Raw genomic sequence first — 20,578 nt, 5'->3', positions numbered from 1 at the left:
TGATTGAAATAAATTAAAAAAATAAAATTACTAAAAAGAGGTTTTTATGATATCGATAAATAATAATGATATAAAAAATGATAATGCGATAATATCAAATATCGAGTATCATTATCATTATCGATATAAAATATCAAATATCACTCCTTCAATGAGTTAATCTTTATATAGATTATTTTCAAAGTCAAATTGTCATAAAAGTGTCAGTGAAGTGTCATAAAAGCGTCAATAAAGTGTCATAAAAGCGTCAATGAAGTGTCATAAAAGTGTCATTCTTGTTGTTTAGGTATATATTTATATTTGGGATGTAGCTTTTTAACCCGATAACCTTGTTTATCTTTTGTTAAAAAAGATTGAATGTATTTTAAATCTTCTTGGCGATAATAGATGATGTTTAACCCTTTCTTATAGTTTGTTTTTATGGGTTTATGATATTTATCCAGTTTTTGAGGGTCTAGTTGGTATAATTGTAAGTTTTCTAGTTTATGAAGATTGATTTTGCCAATTAATTTTTTGATGATATTTTTAGATTCATTTTTATAATTGATTTGGAAGATATTAAATAGGTATTTAAGGGAGTTATTTTGTCTTTTAAGCGGGGTTAAATCAGAAAGTAATAGTTTGCTATTACTAGAAGAAAAATTATCATTAATTAAGGTGATTTTTGTTTGTTTCATTTCTTCTAAGATTTGAGGATCGACGAAGAGAGTTTGGTTTTTGGGACGGTAATTAGCTTCTTGGTAAGTATTTTTCTTTTTGGAATGAGCAATAATAGTGAGATTAATTAAATCTTCTTTTAATATTTTTAAAAATTTTTTAATTTGGGTTAAATCATTAGGGGTGGTTTTTGTGTTCCAGCCCCCGATTCTAATTTCTTGACTAGTGTCGTTTTTCATTTCTTTTCTCCTTTTGTTTGGTTTGTTATAAAAATAAAAAACCCCGAATTTGCGAAAAATAAAATCGCAAAATTTAGGGTATATGCGCTTATTTTGGGGTATGTTGATATATTTATATGTGTAGATGTTATATATTTTGGTGTAAAAAAATAATTTAATTAATTACTTCAACTTTGTCTTCGCCAAAGAAATGAACCGCTAAATCGACGATGATTTTCTTTTTGGCCTCTTCATAAGTAATATATGGAGCTAAAAAACATTTTTGATATGCTTCTTTTCCGTATTGACCGATTAAATCATCGACATCTTTACAAGTTTGATCATAAGGGGGTAGAATTCTTCTAATTTCATAAGGGATTTCTTGTAAGGTTAGTTGTTCTCCTAAGGCTTCGCTTCGTTTTCGGCCTGTTTCGTCATTATCTAAGGCAATAATTACTTTGATATTTTCTTTTTTTAGAATTTCTATTTGTGATTTAGAAAGTAGTTGAGTGACACAAATGAGACCGACAACGTTTTTAATATTGTTTTGCCAACAACTAATGACATCGAAAAAACCTTCATGAATAATGATGGTTTTCGTTTGTTTAATAAAAGGTAATGCTTCAAAAAAACGATAACTGAAATGAAAAGTAGGTGTTTGACTAAAATTATTGAGGGATTTATATTTAGGTTGGAAATAAGAAACTTCGCGAAAATGGTTTTGATAAAAATGAAAAGTTTGATGATAACCATTTTCAATGGGGATAATAATTGAACCATGGAAAGTATCATGATAATATTTTTTTCTTTGTTGATTAGTTTTTTCTTTGATAAAACCATATTCTAATAATTTATCGATATTAATATTTTTCTTTTGACAGTAATTTACTAACCGAAAAGATAAAGGTTTATCAGATAATGGGGCATAGCCTAGTTTAAATTCTTTAATAGTTTCTACAGTGAGTTTTCTTTTTTGAGTTAAATATTCTATTCCTGGTTGACTTTCGTTGTTGCGATTAATGGTTAATAAATAATGATAATAATCTCTAATTTGGTTGAATAAGGGTGAGATTTTTTTAAATAATTGTTTCTTTTTGATATTAATTTCCTGTTCGTCAACTGGTTGTTTTGGTTTAATTGGATGATATGGTTGTTGAAAAGGGTTAGTAGTTGTTTGCGTTGTTTCTTTTTCTTGTTGGATTAAGGTTTTAAATTCGAAAGAATTCATAAATCCTTCTATTCTTTGAATCGCTTTAGAAAAAGATTTAATTTGACGGATAGTCATATAAACATCAATCAGATCGTAATCTCGACCACATTTCCAACAATGAATTTTGTTAGTAGAAGTGAAATGACAACAAGTAGGATTGTTTCCTTGATGAATGGGACAAGGGAAACGATATTTGGGGTTGAAGTTTGGTGGTATGATATTTAATTTTTTTAATAAAACTGACATGGGGAAATGAATTTGGATGTGTTTTATTTTTTCTTGATAATTCATTGATAAATTCCTTAATAATTTTCTAATAGATAAGGTAAGATATAACCTATTTCTTGAAAGGTTTGGGTGGTCATTTCAAAGTGATAAACTAAGTTTTTTTTAGTACCACTTCGATTCTTTTTAATAGATAATTCAATGATTTTTTGAGATTCATTGTTTTTTGATGCTAAATATAATTGATTACAATTTTGATTATAGATATTCAAAGGTTTTTCTTGGTCTTTGGATAGTTTGGGTTGGAATTCAGACATCATTAAGACGATGTCGGAGTTGGTTTCGATACCACCACTTCCTTTTAAAGCGGTGATTTCAGGGGATTTTCCTTGGTAATGGCTATAAGTATCTCTCGAAAATTGTGAGAGAATGATAATAACGATGTTTAATTCCATGGCTAATTGTTTGAGTTTAGTCATAATTTCGTCAATGGCTAGACGGTCATTTTCTAAATGATTTGTGGCTTTTGTAATTTGAAGATGATCGATGACAATCATTTCAACTTTTTTTTCTAAATGAAGGCGATAAACTAAATCAATGATATAATCAATGTTTTTACTTTTGTCATAACTAAACGATAAATTAATGTTAACAAAAAATTGTTTGGCTTGTTTCATCCTTTCCGTGTATTTGAGTAGTGTGATGTTTAAATCTTTCAAATTTTTATCTAAAATAACATCTAGAGGAATTTGAGTTTGGTGGGCTAATAATCGACTTAAATTTTCTTCTAAGGTCATTTCATAAGAAAAAACTAACATATGGGGATAATGTTTAGTTTCTTGATGTTTGGTTTTGGCGATATCTAAAAGAAGATTGTAGACAAAAGTGGTTTTACCTAATCCAGTATAGCCCCCAATGGTGATGATTTGACTTTTTTTAAATCCTTTTGTGGCTTGATTTAAGCCTCGGAAAGTTTTTGATAAGCGGTAATATTCTTCTTGGATTTTTTGTTTGGATTGTTGATCGGTTTTAAAAAACTCAGGATGACAAGAGGACATTTGATTTAAAGTTAATAAGGTTTGGTCTGATTTGTGAGGAATCAAAGTCATAAATTTTCTTAATTTATCAAAGATTTCTTGGTAATATAAGTTTTTAGTGTAAGGATCTTGATTTTCAAAAGAAGGACTAATAAATTTTAAGAGTTGTCGGAACAGTTTTTCTTGGGTATAGGTATGTTTTAAGTTATCTAAGAAATTAAGGTTATTTTCCTTACTAAAATCATCACTTAAAAAAGATAATGATTCTTTAGTAAAGTTATCTTGGGGGAAATAGGTTTGAAGATAGGTGAGTAATTCTTCGATTATCTCATTTTGAGACTTTATTTTATCAAAGGGATGATTAGTTATTTTTCCTAAAGTTAAATATTTTAAGGCCTGAAAGATTTTTGTATGTTGTTTATCTAAAAAAGATTGTGGATCAATGAGCTGAAAATAAAAACTTAATTGTTCAGCTTTATTTTGGTTCATATAGGAAATGATTTGTTTTAACGCTTTTTGTTCGTTGGTTAACATTTTATATTAAATCCTTTTTTATTTTTTTAATGATGTTGATGTTAGAAAAAGGGATGAATTGACGGGTAATTAAGTTTTGTAAGAAATTGTTGGCTGAATTGGAAAATAAGTTAATTACTTGATTAATGCCTTGGATTTTTCCTTGGTTGATTTTATTGTTTAGTCTTTGAGTTTCTGGTTCGTTGTTGATTAATAAATAAAACTCAAAACGAGTATCTAATTTTTTGAGTTGTTGGGCCTCTATCATGGCTTGTTTATAGCGTTCACGAAGACATGTTTTAAAATTAAAAGCGATGATTCTTTTCTTTTTAGTAAATAAAACTAAATCAAATTTAATGTCAGGGATAAAAAATAAATTTACTTGAGGGTATAAATTAGTGATTCCTTTATTGTTTAAGTATAATAAAATTAAATATTCATTGATTTTACCACAAATGACTTTTTGACTTTGAGAGTTGATGTTATTTTGGTTAAAATAATGGTTTAATTGTTGGTAATTGGTTTTCATATACTTGTCAACAGAAAGATTAAAGGTAGTTTTTTTAAAAAAACATTTTAAGATTTCCACAGTTTGGATATTAGTATTAAATTGTTGAATATTAAAAAAATCTTGGTTATTTAACATTTGATATTCCTTTCTTTAAATAAAAAAAACCTTTAAATTAAGGTCTTTTGTTGGTTTTTTTAGTTTTAAAAATTCTTTTTGTTTTCCAGGTAATGATGCCATCTTTATGAATGGTTTTGATTTTTCCATTAGAAAAATAGATGTAAGTATTGCCATTTTGGCAGGTCTTTTTAGTTATGATCGCCATTTGATAGTACTCCTATTTGTTTAATAATTTGTTTGACATTAGATTTGATAGAATCACTTCCGTTTAAAATTAATTTATTAACTCCACTAGTATAATGAGTGATATAATGATCATATCCTTGGCGAACATTTTGAAAATAAGTTAATGATTGTCTTTCAATGAGATCTCTTTGATGGTTTTTTTGATTTTTCTTTCTGGTTCTTCCGATAAGAGGGTCAATGTCTAAATAAATTAATAAATCAGGTTTTTTTAAGATAGTTTCATGATTTATCTTAAAGATCTTTTTTAAAGGTAAAAGTTGTTTCTTTTCCTTAGAAAAGGGAAATAATTGATAAGCATAAGTAGATGGTAACCAACGGTCTAAGATAATTAATTGGTTATTTTTTAATTGAGGAACAATTAATTCCGCTTGGATTTGAGACATATTAGCCAGACTTAAATAAAAACGAGTGATATAATCTACTTGTTGAAAATTTAAAAATAAATCTCTAATTTCCTTCCCAAGTGAACTACTCCCTAAACCTTGATACAGTTGATGAGGGGTTTTTAATTGGGGTTGAAGGGCGTGAATAAGAGAAGTTTTTCCACTCCCGTCAAGTCCTTCGAAAACGATTAATTTCATGATTGATTTCTCCTTTAATTTTCAATTTGGGTATAAAAAAAAGACCTTCAATTTGAAGGTCTAAAAGTATGAATTAATTATTTGATTTTGCTTAATTGTTTTAAATAAGTGGTTTTTTCTAATTCGTTTTTGGCTTTGGTTAAAAGAGTTAAGTATTTTTGACTATCTTGAATCATTTTGGTAATAAAATTATTGTCTAAGTAAATTCTGACTACATGATAATCATTATCATTAAAATAAACTAAAAAGTAGGCAAATGTTGCTTGGGAACAATAAAGTTGACATTGGACTTGGGCCCAGTAGTTAATAGGGACTTCTTGGTGGAAAAAGAAGCCATTCCAAGTGGAGGAGATGTTATTGTTTTCATCCACATAAGGACATTTAATTTCTAAGAGAGTGTTGGTTTTAGCATTATAATCATCAAGTGAGGCAGAAAAAATTTTTTCTTTGTCATCCGTAAAGATGGTATCAGGATAAGTTAATTGAGTTGTTTTTTCAAAGAAAGCGCGAGCGATTGGTTCGGTTTTATTTCCGTGTTCGGTGTATTTGTTGCTTGTGAAAGTAGTGTCAAAGAGTTTGTCATGGACTAATTGTTCTAAAGAACGGAATTTATCATTACCTGTGATACTGCCGATTTCGGAAGCGTTAATATATTTTTTTCGATGTTGGTACCATTCTTTGGTGCGTTGGGATAATGTGATTTGCATGGTTATTTTTCTTTCTTAAATAATGAGATGATATATTGGCCTAAATAATAAATAAATTTAATTATATAATGTAAAAATTTAAAAAGAAAATCAATTAAACATAAGAGATGAGGTAAAAATAATAAAATAATGGTTAATAAAACTAAATTAAGCCATTGGTTTTGATTATTAAAAAAACAATTACTTATAGCAACAAACCAATTATTTAATTTTGTTAACCAAGTATTAATGCGGTTCCACATGATTATTAGTTTTAATAGTGGTTAGATATTGATAAAATCTAACTACGATACCTTTCTTTAATCTTTGGATGCTTAATTGGTAAGTAAAAAGATAGAATTTGATTAAATAATTAATAAAAATTAAAGGTGTTAATAAAATAGAGATAATGATGTTAATGGATAAAGATGGTAATATTTTTTTAATGAACATATTTAATGGTTCCTTTCTTTTTTAAGTATTGGGTAATAAAAAAGATCCTTGTGAAGGGTCTTTGGATGATATTTTAATTAAGAATCGAGGATATCTGGTTTTTTGGGTGGTGGTGTAGTATCTAAAAAATGGTAATATGTGCGAGCGCATTCATTGCCGTCAATATACCAATTATCAAAGAAAAATCCCGAAACATATTGATAATAATGGGTGTTACCATTTTCATCATAAATGGTTTTGCAAAAACGTCCAAATTTATCTCGGACTTCGTCGCCTGTATAATAAATGCCAGGTTTAATATAACATTGCCTTAACCAATTAATATATTCAGAACTATAATTATTGAAAATACGCAATTTTACTTTTTCATCTTTACAAGAAATAATAAATTTTTCCTTTTCGGTTTCAAAAATATTTTTAAGTTGGAGAAGTTCACACGATATAGTCTCTTTTCTATTTGGAGATGCTGACAATACCACTTTCATGCTATCAGTTTGGCGTATAAATTCACCTTCATAATCAAATAAATTATTATCTCTTTTCCATGTTCGAATGGCTTGGTAAGGATCAATAGCATCAGGTAATTCGATGCTTTTAATTCTTTTTTGGGTGCTAAAAGTGAAAAGATAAACATTTTTAGCACCATTTGATAATTTCAGCAAATCTTCAATGGTATAAGTTAGTTGGGGGAGGAGGCGAATTCCATCATCGAAATAAATAGCCTCAAATTCAAAACTTAGAAATCCACCTAAAGGGAAAGGAACAACCAAACCAGTGTTAGGAGTGGGGTTATAACAACCTAATTTAATTAGTTTGGGTTTTTGGATGATTTTCTGTTGGATTAAGTAATTATTAATCGCTTCTTCTTTACTTTGATCAACAAAGAGATTGATGTTGATTAATTGCACATTGCACTTTTCTTCCTGAGTTTTTTGTTGAGCATCCCAAAATACGAAAGCTTCTTCGATAGCGATTTCGTATTTTAAAAGGTCTTCTAAGGTGTGTTTTTTGTCTGCAGCAGGATATTTAATATTAAAGGGATTAGAGCGGGGTTTAAAATAGACACCCAATAGTCCTGAAGGAGGATCTTTTAGGAACCACCAGAAGTAACCTTCGGCATAATCATTGTAGGCAGGTTCTGGTAAATCACGTTCATCAAATTCAATGTTGAAATATTTTAGGATTTCAGGGATACTTTCTTTGGATAAAACGCTGATATCATACCTTTTCATTTTAGGTTGGAAGGTTAACCATTCTTGTTGGAGGGTTTGGTAATCCGCTAATTTAATTTTGGTTTCGTTTTGATTATGAAAAAAAGAAGAATGAGCATTGATGGAAAGGACAAAATTGAAATTAATAATTAATAACATAATTATTAATTTTTTAGATACAGGGAATTTTAATTACTTTAGACATTATTTAATAACCTCCTAATTCTTTTTTAATTTTTTTTTGCCTGACAAATGGTAAAAAGGGATAAAAAAAAGACTCTTGTTTAAAGAAGTCTTGTTATTTGGATGAGTAAGTATGGTTAAATAAAAAAACCCCTTTTGGAAAGGGGTTTTTTTATAAAAAAGATAATTTTTATGTTGATAATATTTTTAGTTATTTTCATCATTTAAATTGTTTAAAAGGTTTTTATAAGTTTTTAATTGTTCTTTTTGATTATCAATTAATTGTTTGTAATTTTCTTTTAATTTTAAGAGATTTTCTTTTTGATTATCAGTGATACTTCCTTGTAATTCTTTATCTATGTTTGTTATTTTGGTTGCATTATCATAAATTTTCTGTTTTAAATTAATTATGTTTTCTTCAATAGTAAAGTTCTGATTAACAGGTTGCCTGCTACTAGTTTCTGGAAGTTTTGGATCCGTTGCCATAACTGGATTAATATTGATGAAAGCGAATAATCCTAAAAAACTCATTAAAAATAATGGTAAAAGATGTAATTTATTTTTTATTTGCATCATTTTAACTTATAACTCCTTATTTATTTATTCTTCTAATTGCTTTTTTTTGCAAAATTATTATTTATAATATTTATTTAATTGAAAAAAATTGTTTATCTAAGTCATGGAATTTAACGTGTTTTTCTTCTTCTTGTTTTAATAAATCTTGTGGATTTTGTCTCATGTTTATTGAGGTTATAATTTTTTTCTAATTTCTTTTAATTCATAAATTAATTTTCCTTGTTGTTCTGTAATTTGAATTAATGAACCCAATTTCATCGATAAGGCAAATAACTTTTGATATAATTCTGGATTGATATTTTTATTCATATTTTGCATCTCTAAAACTACTTTTTTCCATTCTCCAGCGAGTTGCCAATTTCGTTCATTAATAAAAACTGATTGCGTTTCTAAAAAAAAATCACAAGAATTATTTAAAATGTAATTATTATTTTGTGATGAAGAACTATTATCATCCATCGCCATAATTTGATAATTATTGTTATTTATAACAAATAAAAATCCTAAAAAAACGAATAAAACTATTTTAAATAAGTATAATTGTTTTTTTAATTTAAACATTAATTTATAACTCCTTTAATTTTTTTATTTCTCAGCTGAGGCGATGTCGTAAAGTTTTTGAAGGTCGGTGATTGTTTGGTTTTGATAATCTTTTTGAGATTTATCATAATTGTGTTTTATTGAATATTTTAGTTTGAATTGAGATAACACAAAAGACTCTCTTTATGAGAGTCTATTAAAATTTTAGTTTTCTTCTGGAATTGTATTTAAATCTAATTTTCGTTTTTTATTGTTATTATTTGTTTGTTGTTGGTTTATGTTAAAAGATAAGAAATTTTCTATTTCTTTTATGGAAGCATTTTTTAAATGAGGGTATTTTTGTTTTAGTTGTTTGATATTTTCTTGACTTTTTTTTACTAATTTAAAAAAATTATTAATTTCTTGATCGCTCGGTTCATCATTTAAAATTTGTTTTCCTTTGTTGTTTTCCATTGCCATGACTTGATGATTGTTAGCAATTAAAAATAATCCTAAAAAAACGAATAAAACTATTTTAAATAAGTATAATTGTTTTTTTAATTTCAACATTAATTCATAACTCCTTTAATTTTTTTATCCCTCGTCTGAGGTGATGTCGTAAAGTTTTTGAAGGTCGGTGATTGTTTGGTTTTGATAATCTTTTTGAGATTTATCATAATCGCGTTGTATTGACTCTTTTAGTTTGATAGCGTTAGATAGCATATTTTCATACTTTTTTTGGGCGGCTTCTAATTTGCCGATTTCAATTTTAACTTGTCTAATTTGTTTGATTATTTCAATTTCTTCGTCTTGTAATTTAGATATTTCAGCTTGTAATTTATCAATTTCAGGATTATTATAAATTGATATTCCTTGAGTTTGTAGTTGTGATTTTTTATTTTGTAATTGTGATTTTACTTGATTGATTTCTTGTACTTTGTCATCGTGTTTTTTTTGTAAATTAGTTTGTTGAGTTTTTAATGAAGGAAATTTATCTTTAATTTCTTTAATTTCGTGATTATAATTATCACATTTTTGTTGGTATTCATCGATGTTTTTTTGATCTTGTTTTATAAATCCTAAAATTTGTTCCCAAGATTTTCTAATTTTATCAATTTCTATTTTTTCTTCTTGGGAAAGATTATTTGGTAATAAAGATTTGTCATCAGTTTCTGAAAGAACATAAGCTTCAACTTGGTTGAAATGAGATTGAGTTGTTTTAAATTTAAGTTTTGGAGGTTCGGTTTCGCGTTGGGGTCTTGAAGGTGTTGATTGATTAAATTCATGTTTTAATGATGGTGATTTTCCTAATTCTCGTTCTTTTTTAATATCGTTAGTTCTTTGGTAAAGACAAATTAATAATAACAATCCAAGAAGTGAAATAATCGCGATAGTTACTAAACATTTTTTAAAAAAATTATTATTCATAAATTTCATTTCCTTTCCGATAATAGTGATTATTATCAAATATTGAAATATGAATATATCACTATTATACAATTTTATATATTAAATGTCCAATAAAAAAGTTATTAGGTTAAATTTAATGATTATTAATTAGTAATTGGTTGACAAAATTTAGCATATCGTTTTTCTTTTTGTTTTTCTTCGTAGCGTTTTTGAGCGCGAGCGTAACTAGGATTTTTTTGTTTTAATTCTTCTTTTGCGGTTTCGATTTCTTCGTTTTTTTGTTCTAGTTGTTGTTTTAAATTAACGTGTTTTTTAAATAAATCTTCTGGATTCGAAACTTCTTTTAGTTTGTTTGTTAAATCTTCGGTTATGGTTTCGTATTCTTTGATTACAGATTCGTCTTGTTGTTTAAATTCAGTTAATTGGTTTTTCTCTGTTTGTATTTCTTTCTTTAAATTTACAGTTTCTTGACGAGTTTCATATTCTTCTTTTTTCTTTTTATAGTCTTTGTAATCGGCATCAAGTTTGTCTGTTTCGCGGTCAATACGAGAACAAATAGAGTCATAAGTTTCTTTTGACATCATTTTAGGTGTTCCATCTTTATTCACAAATATATCTTTGGCTAAATTAATTACTCGATGAGTTTCATGGACCACTAAACCCGCTTTGGCAATAGTTCCAGCGACTTTTTTAGTAACTCCGCCTGCTACTGCTTTTAAGAAACCGCGCCCACCAAAAGCATCCATATATAATTCGGCACCTTGGAAAAGGGCGTCTCGAAGGTTACCAAAACTAAATTCGTGTTTTTTATCCCAGTCATCAAGAGCGATTTTGGATGCGTCTGCGCCTTGTCGTAAAATTTCTAATTGTTTTCTTTCTATTTCGATAGTTGCTGTTTTGACATCGATTTCATCAATGTTTTTTTGAATTTCAGCTCTACGATCCTCCTCGTTTTTGATTTTAGTGAAAAGTTGTTGTTCGCCTGATGTTAATTCATTAAAATCGCGTTGTATTGACTCTTTTAGTTTGATAGCGTTAGATAGCATATTTTCATACTTTTTTTGGGCGGCTTCTAATTTGCCGATTTGGGTTGAAACTTGTGCTATTTGTTCCATTATTTCATTTCGTTCGTCTTGTAATTTAGAGATTTTGGCTTGTAATCTTATTTTGTCATCGGGGGATGCTAATTTTTCTTCTTCTTGTTTTTGTTTAATTTCTTTTTCTTTGGCTTCTTTGTCTTGTTCTAATTGTAAAAGTTTACCTTTTAGGATAGCGATATTACCTGTATTATCTTTTAATTGTTCTTTTAGTTCTTTAATTTTTCCTTCGTTTTTATCTAAGGCTTCTTTTATTTTTTCTTTTTGCTCTTGGGTTATTTCTTTGGCTTTATATAATTCTTTTAATTCGGTTTCAACTTTGTTTAATTCTTTTTCCCAGTCGCCTTTAAGGCCGTGATAATTATTAATTGTTTCATCGTATTTGTCAATTGCTTTATCGATTTGGTCGATTAATTGATTGGCGTATTTACTTGATGGTTCTTTTGGTTTATGAAAGAAACATAAGTAAATGAAACTTAAAATACCCATGATAATTAAAAAATAAGTTAAATAGCCTTTCCAAGTATGGTTTTTGTATGTTGTTTGGTTGGTGGAAAGTTTTCTTTTAAAGAAAAGGACGATGCCAAAGATGGCGGAAGCCATTAAAAACCAAGTGAAATAAGACTTAAAGGTTAGATAAGTTTTAATTAGGTCTAATGGTGATAACATATATTATTCGTCTCCTTTTGGTTTAATTTCTTGTTCGATGGTGTTTAAAATAGTGTCATCTTGTGAGATTATCATTTTGTAAGCTTGTTTTAAATCTTCTTGATTGATTTGGTTTCTTCGTGTTTCTCCTTGGCCTCGGTTTTTAGCGAAGATAGTGACAGTTGTTTTTAACAGGTTTTCTAAAGTACGATTGACTTTTTTGAATTCTTGGTTAACTGGTAATCTTTCTAAAGCTTCATTAATTACTTCATATAAATATTGTTTTGCTTCTTCACTGTAAGGGTTTTTACGTTTCTTGATTAAGAATTCTAAGAATTCCTTTCTTTCTTCTTTATTACCTGGTTTGACTTCGATGTTATAAGTGAATCTTGATTTGATAGCTTCATCGATTTGGTCGATGTGGTTAGTTGCGCCAATAATGAAAATTGGTTTTTCAGGATTGTTTTCAAAAGATGTCATTTCGGTTTTAAATTGATTAACCACATTGGCAATTTCAGACCCTGCTTCTAAGGTACCTAAATCTGTAAAAATAGTTTCGCATTCATCTAAAAAGATAATGGCGCCATTGTTTTTTGCAGCTTCTTTTCTAGCTGCTTCAAATAAATCTTTGACCATTTGCGGAGCTAAGCCTTTATATTTTTGTGAAAATAAAGAGCTACTTACTTCAAAGAATGGGAGTTTGGTTTCTTTGGCTAAGGCTCTAGCTAAGGTTGTTTTACCTGTACCAGGAATACCATACATTAAGATGCCTAAGGGCGAATCAACCTCACCAATATTGATATAGTTTTCTTTATTGTTAAGGTAATCAATAAAACCTTCTACGGCTTGTTTTTCTTCTTTGAAACCAATTAATTGGTCGAAAGAAGGAAATTTTTGATTATTAGAAGGATGAAAGTTTGATTCTTCTTGATTATTTAATTGTTGTAAATTAGTGTTTGTTGTTTCTTGTGATTCTTTATTTGTATTGGTAATTTGGTTTTGGATTATATCTTTGTTTTGTTGTAGTTTGTCTTTCATTTCTTGGAGATTTTTATTTTGGATTTCTAATTTTTTATGATGGCTTATGAGGTTTGTTTCAGTTTCTGTTAAAGTTTGATGATGAATCCAAACATAAGTCCCTAAAAATAAGACCATAGATGTTATGATGATTATGATTAAATTAGTTGAATTTTTATTTGATTTGTTTTTGATAGTCATCTTAGTTCCTTTCTAACAAAAAAAGACCAATTAATAATTGGTCTTTTGATGTTTTATTATGCTAAATTAGTAATTTTATTTTTGATTGTTTGACTGCCACCACTGAAAGCTTTGCCTTGAGAATCAACTAATTCGTAATCAAAAATTAAGTCTAATTCAGGTTTTTTTCCATCGATAGTTTCTTTAATAATTTCTTTTTGTTCGATACCGATTTGGATTGTTATAGTTCCATTTCCTTCTTTTAAAGCCATTAAAGGACGTTGAGATTCATCATATTCATTATTATTAACTTTCATTGATAAATTAAAAAAATTTGTCGGATTTTCAAAAGTTGTTTTAGTATCATATGAAGAAGTTATTTTTAAATATAAAGGATCCATTTCTACTCCATTTGTGTTAAGTACAGCTTTATGTTCCATTTCGATTAAATGTTGATATTTGCTTGGTTTGAAGTTTGGTATAGGAAGAGGTATAAGAATTTTATCCTCGTTATTTCCTTTAGTTCGTTCAACATTAAACAAAGGGAATTTATCTAACAATGAAATTTTTTCTTTTCTTTGTCGGGCGAAGTAATTTTGTAAAGCAGTAATTGAAACGATGGTAAAAAATAAACTAATAAAAACTACTAAAATGGTAAAAATTTTATTTTTTGTTTGTTTTTTTGTTTGTGATTTCATAATTATTTTCCTCCTGGGATTATTGATTTAATTAAGTTGATAAAATTATTGATTCCTGTAGTAAACCAAGGAATTTTATTTTCATAGTAAATAACCATAAAATAGAAAGTAATTGCCATAAAATATAAAATAAACATAGTTGTGTGAGTGATTTTTTTTAATAAATTGCATTTTTTTGTTGGGACAATAGTTATATTTTCTTGTTTAGGGTTAGTCATTGTTTTTATTTTTTGGTTGTGATTTGTTTCGTTAGTATTAGATTTTGGTTTTTTCTTAATGATTTTATTCATATTTTTTTCTCCTTTTGTTTGATATTTGTTTATTCTAATTTTAAATCTTTCACTTTATCTTTAATGGTTTTAGATAATTTGAAAGTTACTACCGTTTTTGCAGGTATTTCTAGTTTTTTTCCTGTTTTGGGGTTTTTACCTACATATGCTTTTCTTGCTTTTAATTTGAATTTACCAATTTGAGGGGATAAAATTACTTCTTCGTTGGATGTGATAGCTTCAATTAGAGCGTTCTCAAATGAGTTATAAAATTCTTCTGTTTTAGTTGCAGAAGTTTTGTTGGATAAAGCGATTTTTTTAATTAATTCTTTTTTAGTCATTTTTGGGTTTCTCCTTTTTATTTGATTTATTATTATTTTTAATTTTGGGTTTTAATTTGCTGCGGTCTTTGAAGTAAGTACCACGGTATATTTCAGTCATGGCGTCGCTCATATAATTTTTTATTCTCCTTTTATTTTGATTTTTTTGAAAAGTTAAGATGTTCAATATTAATGTTTTTTTGTTTTAAAATGGTAAATTATCAGTTTGAGATTTATTATCTAAAAAGATGACTTTATGGACGATCACTTTTGTATTTGTTTTCTTTTGACCTTCGTTATTGGTATATTTTTGGACGGATAAGATACCTTCGACATATATTTTGGCCCCTTTATGTAAGTATTTATGAAAATTTTCAGCTTGGGTTCTAAAAACTACACAAGGAATATATTGAACTTTGTCTTTGGTTTGGTTAACAGCTAATTGAAAATCTATTTTAGGGACTTGTTCGTTGTTACTTTGAATATATTCTTTTTTAAGGTCATGTGTAATTCGACCTATTAATTGAACGTTGTTTAACATAATTTTATTTCTCTTTTCTAATTTTTAAATTTTTTAATAATTGGTAATAATAATTTCATGATTATTGTTTTTATTTGTCAAATTATGGCTAGTACTAGATTTGATACTTTGGAAGTAATAATTTTTAAATAATGCTCTAATTTCGGGAGTATCATAATTGGTGTATAACCATTTAGCTCCACTTTTATCGGCTTTTTCGAGACAGTTGAATAATTTCACTTGTTCAGTAAAACCAAAAACTCCTTTGTAAAAAGATGATATAGTGATGTTTTTGCCGTTGTAATAAGGTGGATCAATAAATACAAAATCATCTTTCTTGGCGTTGGCAATTATTTTTTGATAATCAGTACACAATAAGAGATGTTTGTTTTTTTGAAAATGTTTTTGTAAGAAGAATAAATCATTTAAATTTAATAGGCTAGTTTTATATTTAGACTTATAACCAAAAGTTGTATATAAGGATGTATTATCTTTGTATCTTAAAATGCCACGAAAACAATATTTACTTAAAATAAAGAAAAGTGATGCTTTGGTTGATCTATTTTTATTTTTAGTTAATAAATGATTATATTGTTTTAATAAGTTTTCAAAAGCTGTTTTTTGTTGTTTTTGTTGCGATTTGGGATATTGATAAATAAAGTTTTCAAAAGCTAATGCTTTATTATAAAAATCTTGAGGATTATATAAAATACTTTTCCATATTTGGATGAGTTGTGTGTCATTATCGTTTAAAATGGCTTTTTTAGGCATTAAGGATAAATATAAGGCGCCGCTCCCTAAAAAAGGTTCGTAATAAGTTTTAAATTTTTTAGGAATTAAAGGTAAAAGATGTGGTAATAATTTCTTTTTACAACCAACCCAATTAATGAATTTTTGCATTTTTGTTCTCTTTAATCGATAAATAAAATAAAAAGACAATATCCGATATAAGGCTTATCGTTGTGTTAGCTTTGATTCCTAAATTAAAATCAAAAAATAACGTCATAAGATTTGTAATTATAAAACCAATATAGGTGAAACTTAAGATAGTTAAAATAATTTTAGGATTCAACTTCATTTATATTTCCTTTCTTAATAAAAAAAGACCTTATTCGGGTCTTTTTATTTTTTTAATTTATTGATGGCGATGTTTTTAATGTTTTTTACTTGTTTTAAAGATAAATTAAGTTTTTCAGCAATTTCGGTGTTGGTATAACATCTTTGATAATCTTCATTGATATTCCCTAAAGGAACACCAAAACTTAAATGGATAATTTTGAATTCGGTTTTGCTTAACTTAACTTTCATTTTTTTTAAAAAAATTTCATGATTAACTTGTTTTAACCATAATTGATGAGGGTTAAGAATTTGACAATGCCATGTATGTTTTTCTTCTTGAAAAGAAGGATTATTAGTTTTATGAATCTTTTGAGGAACGGAAGGTGAATGACTTTTTCTTATTAATTCTCTGATTTCTGATTTGATAGTTGGTGTCGCATAAGCGATAAAGTCATAACCTAAATCTACATAATTATCTAAAGCCTTGATTAATCCTAAAACCCCTTCTTGGTATAAATCATCTTTTTGAAGTACGCATGGGTAATATTTAAATTTAGAAACTAGTTTTTTTACTAAGGGCAAATGTAAATCGATTAATTGATTACGCATTTCTAAATTCTTTTTACTTTTTAAAAAATCTTTAAATAATTTTTCTCTTAACATTTAATTCCTTTCTAAAAATATTTTTAGAAAAGATAGGAAATTATTTTTTAGTCTTTGAAAAGAAAAAAAGACTAACTTAATAGTTAGCCTTAAAGAATTTTTAAAAAATAAAAAGTGTCTAAAGTTTTGGAACAGTTCAGTTTTAACTATATATTTTTATTTTTTTATAAAATTTTATATATTTTTAATAAATTTTTGTATATTTTTAATAAATTTTTTACTTTTTTTTACGTTTTACATATATTTTTATATATATTTTGTTTCAAAATATATGTTTTCAATAGATTTTCAATATGTTTTCAATAGATTTTTATTTTTTTTATAAATTTTTATATATTTTTAATATTTTTTTATCAAAATTTATATTTTTTTTATAAAATTTTATATAAATTTATATATTTTTAATAAATTTTTATATAAATTTACGTTTTACATATGTTTTTATCTTTTTTTTAACTTAAAATATATTTTTAATAAAATTTTATATAAATTTATTTTTTTTAATAAATGTTTATATAAATTTTTATGTTTTGAATATATTTTTAATATTTTTTTATATAAAATTTTATGTTTTGAATATTTTTTTTATATATTAAATGTTTTATTTGCATAATTCGTTTTATTCCTTATATATTTTTTTTATTTTGAACATATTTTTTTATTTTCCTACGCGTGTTTTATTTTTTTATATAAAATTTCGTTTGTTTGTAAAAAATAAATATGTTTAACGTTCGTATTTTGGTCGTGTATGTGTTTTTTTGTTGTGATTTTTACTTTTCAATGTATAATTTATATATAAAAAGTGGTTTTTTATGAAAGATTCAAAAACAAAGTATCTAAAATAAAGCCTTTTTTATAAAAACAACTAACAAATTATTTTTTATTTCTTAAAAACGAGCGGCTAGGCTCGTTTTTTTGTTTATATATACCTTTTTTTATTGTTTTAATGTTTGTTTACTTTTTTTTATTTCCTCCGCGTTTGTTTTTTTATTCAAAAAATACAATTTTGTTTTTATTATTTCCATTAATTGTTTTATATGTTTATGCCCGCCAATTAAAAAATCATCAAAAATTGAAATAAAATACAGTAATAACTCGACCGAGTAATAATTGATTTAAAAAAAAAAAAAAAGTTTGTATGGAAAACCATACAAACTTTTTTTTATTAAAAAGGAATAAATAAAAAATGGAAATAATAAAAATAATTAATGACAATATAAAAAATGTTAAAAAAATAAATATGTTAATATTGTTAAAACATTTAAACGTTGTATCAAAAGACGCCACGCGAGATATAAAAATAAACTGTTTATATCATGAAAGCAAAAGCAAAACCAGCTGTGATATAAACAATAAAAATAAGGTTTTTTACTGGGGGGTGGTAATAAAAGCTGGGATGTTATAGATATATACATGGAGAAGACCAATCAAGATTTTAAAACCGCCCTTTTTCAATTAGATTATATTTATAACAATATTTATAAAACGGAAAAAATAAAATGTTTTTATGAAAAACAAGAAATACAAAAAATACAAAGAATAAAAAACAAAACAACAAGCGGAGAACATAAAGCCGAGAAAATAAAAAGCGACAGCGAACAATTAGCGATCAAACAACAAATCATGAGAGAGTGCAGTCCGTTTTTTAACATCGTAAGCGATTTTTATCATGAGGAATTAATGAAAAATAAAACGGCGTTAAATTATTTAATTAACAAACGTAAATTATCATTGGAAACAATCAAAAAATTTAAATTAGGTTATAGCAATAAAGACAGTACAAAATTATTAAATTATCTTACAAAAAATAATTTAAATATTAAGGGATATTTAAGAACGTATTTATTATTTGAAAATCAAAAAACACATTCGTTATATGATGCACTGTGTGATTGTATAGTAATACCAGTTATACACAATAACAACACATATCATTTTTACAAGCATAATCATAATAAAGAAATAAACAAATATAATCCTAAATACAAAGCACAAATTAATTTTAGCAAGACCGATATTTTTTATATTTGTTATGGATTCAGTGAGGCCAAAAATGCAATCTTAGAAACAAAAACGGCCATCATCCACGAGGGATTTTTTGATGTCATCAGCTGTCATGATAAAAAAATAAAAAACGCGGTAGGATTAATTACAATAACAAAATTATTAAGTTTGTATATGATAAATTTTTTAAAAAAAATAACATAAAAGTTATAATCGCATTAGATAACGACGAGAGCGGAGAAAAGAACGCACAGCGCATAAAACAACAATTAAACAGCGAACATATAACAAATGAAATAAAAAAAATCAGCAGTCATTACAATTGTAAAGACGCCGACGACGTATTAAAAAATTATGATGTTAAAACATATAAAAAAATATTTTTAGAAAGTTAAGAGAATATATATTTTGAATCAAACGAAACAAAAACAATATAGGGACAAATTAAAATTAATTATTAAAACGGAACGAGAACATATAGGGGACAAAAAAACATTAAAAAAGTATAAAAGATTTTTAAAATATAAAATAAAAGCATTTTACAATTTACAGCCGATATGCGATGAGAGTATAAAATTACTAAGAAAAATAGAAAGCGAAAAAATAAAAATTATAAAAAATGTAATTAATGATATTTTTTTAATTGAATTAATCAAAGAAAAAGAACAACAAGAACGAGAAAGCAAAGAACAAATACAAAATGCAAAATGAGAGAGATAAAACACGCGGAGGGGTTAAAAGTATATAAAATATATATACAAATAACAAAAAAAGAAAATTTAAAGTTAAAAATTACAATAAAAAAAAAAAAAAACGCGTAGGGGATTATAAAATAAAAAAAATCCTATTAAGGATTTAAAAATATATAAATAAGTAATGAGAATTAAAAAAAATGTGTAATGAAAAAGATTATAAACCATTAGAAAGAATAAACAAACAAACAAACAAAACAAGAATTAATACAAAAAATAAACAAATACAAAATAGAATTAAAACAAATATTAACAAAAATTAAAATAAACGAACGAAACAAACAAAATATAAAAGAAATTGAAAACATTTATACAAAAATTGAAATTATAAAAGCGATGATTACAAGTTTAAATGGTTTTTAATCGGTGGGCATAAACATATAAAACAATTAATGGAAAGAATAAAAACAAAATTGTATATATTGGATAAAAAAAAAAAAAAACGCGGAGGAATTAAAAGAAAGAAAACAAACATTGGAAACATAAAAAAAAGTATATAAAACAAAAAAAATGAGGACCCACACCTCACCTTTTGTCTTTTCGCAAAATTACAATAAAAAACACGTAAAAATCAAAATACAAACATTAAAACCATTATTATTTTATACAAACATATGAAAATTTATATAAAAAAAGTATAAATTTTTATAAAAAAACACAAATTAATTATGTTTTTATATAAAAATATATAAAAATTTATATAAAAAGCATAAAAAATATATAAATTTATATAAAAATTTATATAAAAACATAAAAAAAGACTGTTTTTTAAATATAACACGTGCAAAACACATGCAAAAACTGTTTTATTACTGTTTTTATAAATAAAAAGCGGTTTTTTGTTAAAAAAACGCTTTTTAACATAAAAAACGTTTATAAATTGTTAAATATTAAAGCTTTAACATAAAAAATGTTTATAAAATGTTAAATATTAAAGCTTTAACATAAAAAATGTTTATAAAATGTTAAATATTAAAGCTTTAACATAAAAAATGTTT

The 20,578-nt window shown here is 26.0% G+C and carries 27 protein-coding genes; 4 read left to right on the top strand and 23 right to left on the bottom strand.

The window, feature by feature from the left end; translation table 11 throughout:
- Positions 1 to 269 precede the first annotated feature (269 nt).
- The 23 genes from CWO85_RS03135 to CWO85_RS03030 form a co-directional block, all read right to left on the bottom strand.
- Complete coding sequence (locus CWO85_RS03135) at positions 270 to 896, bottom strand: phase variable surface lipoprotein (RefSeq protein ID WP_121463833.1); 627 nt, start codon at positions 894 to 896, stop codon at positions 270 to 272.
- A gap of 154 nt (positions 897 to 1,050) precedes the next feature.
- Complete coding sequence (locus CWO85_RS03130) at positions 1,051 to 2,376, bottom strand: toprim domain-containing protein (protein WP_121463832.1); 1,326 nt, start codon at positions 2,374 to 2,376, stop codon at positions 1,051 to 1,053.
- Between the two features lie 11 nt (positions 2,377 to 2,387).
- A complete protein-coding gene (locus CWO85_RS03125; protein ID WP_121463831.1) occupies positions 2,388 to 3,881 on the bottom strand; it encodes a replicative DNA helicase in 1,494 nt (497 codons plus the stop codon).
- 1 nt (position 3,882) lies between these two features.
- Entirely contained in the window at positions 3,883 to 4,506 is a 624-nt protein-coding gene (locus CWO85_RS03120; protein WP_121463830.1) for a hypothetical protein, read from the bottom strand.
- Between the two features lie 37 nt (positions 4,507 to 4,543).
- Positions 4,544 to 4,693, bottom strand: a complete 150-nt coding sequence (locus tag CWO85_RS03740; RefSeq protein WP_201736602.1) for a hypothetical protein — start codon at positions 4,691 to 4,693, stop codon at positions 4,544 to 4,546.
- Entirely contained in the window at positions 4,677 to 5,315 is a 639-nt protein-coding gene (gene tmk / locus CWO85_RS03115; protein WP_121463829.1) for a dTMP kinase, read from the bottom strand. The genes CWO85_RS03740 and tmk overlap by 17 nt, the downstream gene beginning before the upstream one ends.
- A 77-nt stretch (positions 5,316 to 5,392) precedes the next feature.
- Positions 5,393 to 6,022 (bottom strand): YqaJ viral recombinase family nuclease, encoded by a 630-nt coding sequence (locus tag CWO85_RS03110; RefSeq protein ID WP_121464171.1) that lies wholly within the window; start codon positions 6,020 to 6,022, stop codon positions 5,393 to 5,395.
- 2 nt (positions 6,023 to 6,024) lie between these two features.
- On the bottom strand, positions 6,025 to 6,264 hold the full coding sequence (locus CWO85_RS03105; protein ID WP_121463812.1) for a hypothetical protein: 240 nt from the start codon (positions 6,262 to 6,264) through the stop codon (positions 6,025 to 6,027).
- On the bottom strand, positions 6,248 to 6,454 hold the full coding sequence (locus tag CWO85_RS03100; RefSeq protein WP_121463811.1) for a hypothetical protein: 207 nt from the start codon (positions 6,452 to 6,454) through the stop codon (positions 6,248 to 6,250). The genes CWO85_RS03105 and CWO85_RS03100 overlap by 17 nt, the downstream gene beginning before the upstream one ends.
- 77 nt (positions 6,455 to 6,531) lie before the next feature.
- Positions 6,532 to 7,824 carry a hypothetical protein gene (locus tag CWO85_RS03095; protein WP_121463810.1) on the bottom strand — a complete coding sequence of 431 codons (1,293 nt, stop codon included), beginning with the start codon at positions 7,822 to 7,824 and terminating at the stop codon, positions 6,532 to 6,534.
- 231 nt (positions 7,825 to 8,055) lie between these two features.
- Positions 8,056 to 8,424 (bottom strand): SVM family protein, encoded by a 369-nt coding sequence (locus CWO85_RS03090; RefSeq protein ID WP_121463809.1) that lies wholly within the window; start codon positions 8,422 to 8,424, stop codon positions 8,056 to 8,058.
- A gap of 174 nt (positions 8,425 to 8,598) precedes the next feature.
- Positions 8,599 to 8,985 carry an SVM family protein gene (locus tag CWO85_RS03085; protein ID WP_121463808.1) on the bottom strand — a complete coding sequence of 129 codons (387 nt, stop codon included), beginning with the start codon at positions 8,983 to 8,985 and terminating at the stop codon, positions 8,599 to 8,601.
- A 24-nt stretch (positions 8,986 to 9,009) separates the two neighbouring features.
- Positions 9,010 to 9,135, bottom strand: coding sequence for a hypothetical protein (locus CWO85_RS03830; protein ID WP_264081092.1), 126 nt, complete (start codon positions 9,133 to 9,135; stop codon positions 9,010 to 9,012).
- Positions 9,136 to 9,168: 33 nt separating this feature from the next.
- The gene (locus CWO85_RS03080; protein ID WP_121464170.1) at positions 9,169 to 9,513 is read right to left on the bottom strand and encodes an SVM family protein; all 345 of its coding nucleotides are present in this window, start codon (positions 9,511 to 9,513) and stop codon (positions 9,169 to 9,171) included.
- Between the two features lie 24 nt (positions 9,514 to 9,537).
- Complete coding sequence (locus CWO85_RS03075) at positions 9,538 to 10,371, bottom strand: coiled-coil domain-containing protein (RefSeq protein WP_121464169.1); 834 nt, start codon at positions 10,369 to 10,371, stop codon at positions 9,538 to 9,540.
- A gap of 125 nt (positions 10,372 to 10,496) precedes the next feature.
- Positions 10,497 to 12,119: an ATP-binding protein gene (locus tag CWO85_RS03070; RefSeq protein ID WP_121464168.1), complete on the bottom strand. Its 1,623-nt coding sequence runs from the start codon at positions 12,117 to 12,119 to the stop codon at positions 10,497 to 10,499.
- A 3-nt stretch (positions 12,120 to 12,122) separates the two neighbouring features.
- On the bottom strand, positions 12,123 to 13,316 hold the full coding sequence (locus CWO85_RS03065) for an AAA family ATPase (protein WP_121464167.1): 1,194 nt from the start codon (positions 13,314 to 13,316) through the stop codon (positions 12,123 to 12,125).
- Positions 13,317 to 13,372: 56 nt separating this feature from the next.
- Positions 13,373 to 13,993, bottom strand: coding sequence for a hypothetical protein (locus CWO85_RS03060; RefSeq protein WP_121464166.1), 621 nt, complete (start codon positions 13,991 to 13,993; stop codon positions 13,373 to 13,375).
- 2 nt (positions 13,994 to 13,995) lie between these two features.
- Positions 13,996 to 14,283 (bottom strand): hypothetical protein, encoded by a 288-nt coding sequence (locus CWO85_RS03055; protein ID WP_121463925.1) that lies wholly within the window; start codon positions 14,281 to 14,283, stop codon positions 13,996 to 13,998.
- Positions 14,284 to 14,312: 29 nt separating this feature from the next.
- Positions 14,313 to 14,603 carry an HU family DNA-binding protein gene (locus CWO85_RS03050; protein WP_121463924.1) on the bottom strand — a complete coding sequence of 97 codons (291 nt, stop codon included), beginning with the start codon at positions 14,601 to 14,603 and terminating at the stop codon, positions 14,313 to 14,315.
- Between the two features lie 184 nt (positions 14,604 to 14,787).
- Positions 14,788 to 15,123, bottom strand: a complete 336-nt coding sequence (locus CWO85_RS03045) for a single-stranded DNA-binding protein (protein ID WP_121464165.1) — start codon at positions 15,121 to 15,123, stop codon at positions 14,788 to 14,790.
- A gap of 33 nt (positions 15,124 to 15,156) precedes the next feature.
- Positions 15,157 to 16,002, bottom strand: a complete 846-nt coding sequence (locus tag CWO85_RS03040; RefSeq protein ID WP_201736612.1) for a DNA adenine methylase — start codon at positions 16,000 to 16,002, stop codon at positions 15,157 to 15,159.
- Positions 16,003 to 16,224: 222 nt separating this feature from the next.
- Positions 16,225 to 16,824 carry a sigma-70 family RNA polymerase sigma factor gene (locus CWO85_RS03030; protein WP_121464162.1) on the bottom strand — a complete coding sequence of 200 codons (600 nt, stop codon included), beginning with the start codon at positions 16,822 to 16,824 and terminating at the stop codon, positions 16,225 to 16,227.
- Positions 16,825 to 18,237: 1,413 nt separating this feature from the next.
- Here CWO85_RS03030 and CWO85_RS03020 point away from each other — a divergent pair.
- The 4 genes from CWO85_RS03020 (at position 18,238) to CWO85_RS03825 (ending at position 19,843) form a co-directional block, all read left to right on the top strand.
- Positions 18,238 to 19,032, top strand: coding sequence for a hypothetical protein (locus CWO85_RS03020; RefSeq protein ID WP_121464160.1), 795 nt, complete (start codon positions 18,238 to 18,240; stop codon positions 19,030 to 19,032).
- Positions 18,969 to 19,223 (top strand): toprim domain-containing protein, encoded by a 255-nt coding sequence (locus CWO85_RS03890; protein ID WP_121464263.1) that lies wholly within the window; start codon positions 18,969 to 18,971, stop codon positions 19,221 to 19,223. Before CWO85_RS03020 ends, CWO85_RS03890 begins: the two co-directional genes overlap by 64 nt.
- Before the next feature lie 13 nt (positions 19,224 to 19,236).
- Complete coding sequence (locus tag CWO85_RS03010; protein ID WP_121464159.1) at positions 19,237 to 19,539, top strand: hypothetical protein; 303 nt, start codon at positions 19,237 to 19,239, stop codon at positions 19,537 to 19,539.
- Between the two features lie 181 nt (positions 19,540 to 19,720).
- A complete protein-coding gene (locus CWO85_RS03825) occupies positions 19,721 to 19,843 on the top strand; it encodes a hypothetical protein (RefSeq protein ID WP_268876791.1) in 123 nt (40 codons plus the stop codon).
- Positions 19,844 to 20,578: the final 735 nt, after the last annotated feature.

This window comes from Candidatus Phytoplasma ziziphi (assembly GCF_003640545.1).
GTDB lineage: Bacteria > Bacillota_I > Bacilli_A > Acholeplasmatales > Acholeplasmataceae > Phytoplasma > Phytoplasma ziziphi.
Note: the sequence above shows the minus strand (reverse complement) of the source record. Positions and strands in the feature narration are given on the sequence as shown.